Here is a 2,954-nt window from a genome sequence, read left to right on the forward strand (position 1 = left end):
CGCACCGATCTGCTGCCGCAACATCCGGCCTACCTCATCTACACCTCCGGTTCCACCGGCACCCCCAAGGGCGTCGTCATCGCCCATGCCCAAGTCGTGCGCCTGTTGCATGCCACCCGCGCGTGCGTCGCGCCGACCGCCGAGGATGTCTGGACCCTGTTCCATTCCTGCGCGTTCGATTTCTCCGTCTGGGAACTGTGGGGTGCACTGGCCCACGGCGGACGCCTGGTCGTGGTGTCACAGGACACCGCACGCGATCCCGACGCCTTCCATACCCTGCTGTGCGAGCAGCGCGTCAGCGTGCTCAACCAGACTCCCAGTGCGTTCCAGGCGCTGATCGATGCGCAACAGCACAGCGACTTGCAGCACCACCTGCGCCTGGTGATCTTCGGCGGCGAAGCCTTGCAACCGGCCAGTGTGTCCGCGTGGTTCACCGCGCATGGTCAGCGCACCACCCTGCTCAACATGTACGGCATCACCGAGACCACCGTACACGTCACCGCCCATGCACTCACCGCGCAGGATGTACAGCGTCCTGGCAACAGCCCGATCGGTGCACCGCTGGCGGATCTGCGCGCGTATGTACTGGGACCGGATGGTCAGTGCCTGCCGGTCGGTGTGGCCGGTGAACTGTACGTGGCCGGTGCGGGTCTGGCGCGCGGCTATCTGCATCGCCCAGGACTGACCGCCGAACGTTTCATCCCCGATCCGTTCGCCGATCAACCGGGTACGCGCATGTACCGCAGCGGCGATCTGGCGCGCTGGCGCGCCGATGGCACGCTGGAGTATCTGGGCCGCAACGACGAGCAGATCAAACTGCGCGGGTTCCGCATCGAACTGGGCGAAATCCAGGCCGCGCTGCACGCCTGCGACGGTGTGCGGCAGGCGGCGGTCATTGTGCGCGAGGACGATGGCGACAGACGTCTGATCGCCTATGTGGTCGCTGATGCGGTCGCCAGCGCCGAGCAACTGCGCGCCACCTTGGCCACCCGTCTGCCCGAGCACATGGTCCCGGCTGCTTACGTACAGTTGGATCGGCTCCCGCTGACCCCCAATGGCAAGCTGGATCGCAAGGCATTGCCCGCACCGGACGCCGACGCGCTGGCGACGCAAGCCTACCTCGCCCCAGAAGGCGAACTGGAAACACAGCTCGCCGATCTCTACCGCGAGCTACTCGGCGTCGAACAGGTCGGGCGTCACGACAACTTCTTCGCCCTCGGTGGTCACTCGCTGCTCGGTATACGGCTGATCTCGCGCATCCGCAGCACGTTCGGCCTGGAACTGCCGCTGGCCGCCTTGTTCGCCCAGCCGCGCCTGGTCGATCTGGCCAAGGCGCTGGACAACGCCGCCGCCAGCACCCTGCCGGCCATCGTGCCAGCCGACCGCGATGCGCCATTGGCGCTGTCCTATGCCCAGCAACGACTGTGGTTCCTGGAGCAGCTCGATCAACGTGCCGCACGCGCGTACCTGCTCGCCGGCGGCGTGGAGTTGCATGGCGTGCTGAACGTGTCCGCGCTGCAACAGGCACTGGATCGCATCGTCGCCCGCCACGAAGCCCTGCGCACCTGCTTCGTCGCCAGCGACGATGGCTCCACGCAGGTGATTGCACCGGCCGATGTCGGCTTTGCCCTGACGTGTATGGATCTGCGCCACACGCCAGATGCCGAGGTCGCCGCGCAAGATCACGCCGAACAAGAAACCAACACGCCCTTCGAACTGAGCCGTGCTCCGTTGATCCGTGGTCGCCTGTTGCAGTTGGCCGAGCAGCGACATCGCCTGCTGGTGACCATGCACCACATCATCTCCGATGGCTGGTCCATCGGCATCCTGCTGCGCGAGCTTGGTGCACTGTACGCCGCCTTCGTGCAAGGTCAACCCGATCCGCTGCCGCCGCTGCCGATCCAGTACGCCGACTACAGCCTGTGGCAACGCCGCGTACTCGATGGACCAATGCTGCAACGTCAACTTGGCTTCTGGCGTGAGCACCTGCATGGCGCACCGGCACTGCTGGAACTGCCCGCCGATCACCAGCGCCCAGCCGTACAGGACTATCGCGGCGACCATGTCGACATCACCCTCGATACCGAACTCACCGACGCGTTGAATCACTTAAGTCAGCGCCATGGCACCACCATGTTCATGACCGTGCTGGCCGGCTGGGCCGTGCTGTTGTCACGACTGTCGGGTCAAGACCAGGTGGTGATCGGCGCACCCGTCGCCAATCGCACCCGCAGCGAACTCGAAGCGCTGATCGGGTTCTTCGTCAATGCCCAGGCACTGCGCATCGATCTACGCGGCGCGCCGACCGTCGCCGACTTGCTGGCGCAGGTGCGCGTCACCGCACTGGCCGCGCAGGATCACCAGGACGTGCCATTCGAACAGGTGATCGAAGCGCTCAACCCGGAACGGAGTTTGTCCGCGCACCCGGTGTTCCAGGTCATGCTCACCTGGCAGAACACTCCCACTGCAACTCCCACGTTGCCGGGTTTGGAGCTGCGCTCGATTGTTTACCCGGATACCTCAGCCAAATTCGATCTGCAACTCACCTTGGAAGCGCACGATGGCCGCATCGTCGGTACGCTCGGCTATGCCACCGCACTGTTCGAGCGCAGCACCATCGAGCGCCATCTGCGCCACTTCTTCGCCGTGTTGCACGGCATGGTCGCCGACGAACACTGCCGCGTGGAGCGCTTGCCGCTCTTCAACACCACCGAGCGCCAGCAATGGCTGCAACGCCTCGCCCGCGAGCATCGCGTCTTCGCCGACCAGCGCTGTCTGCCCAGCGTGTTCGAGCAGCAGGCCGCACGCACGCCGCAGGCCATCGCCGTGGTCGATGGCCAGTGCACGCTGTGCTATGCCGAACTCGATGCCCGCGCCAACCAACTCGCCCATCACCTGATCGCGCACGGCATCGGCCCGGAAGATCGCATCGCACTGTTCCTGCACCGCGGCGT

General features: G+C 65.4%; 1 protein-coding gene. It reads left to right on the plus strand.

Going from position 1 to position 2,954, the window contains the following annotated elements:
- On the plus strand, positions 1 to 2,954 hold a 2,954-nt coding region (locus tag XalbCFBP2523_RS15560; RefSeq protein WP_146084132.1), incomplete at both ends, for a non-ribosomal peptide synthetase.

It is taken from the genome of Xanthomonas albilineans, from assembly GCF_002939705.1.
Classification (GTDB): domain Bacteria; phylum Pseudomonadota; class Gammaproteobacteria; order Xanthomonadales; family Xanthomonadaceae; genus Xanthomonas_A; species Xanthomonas_A albilineans.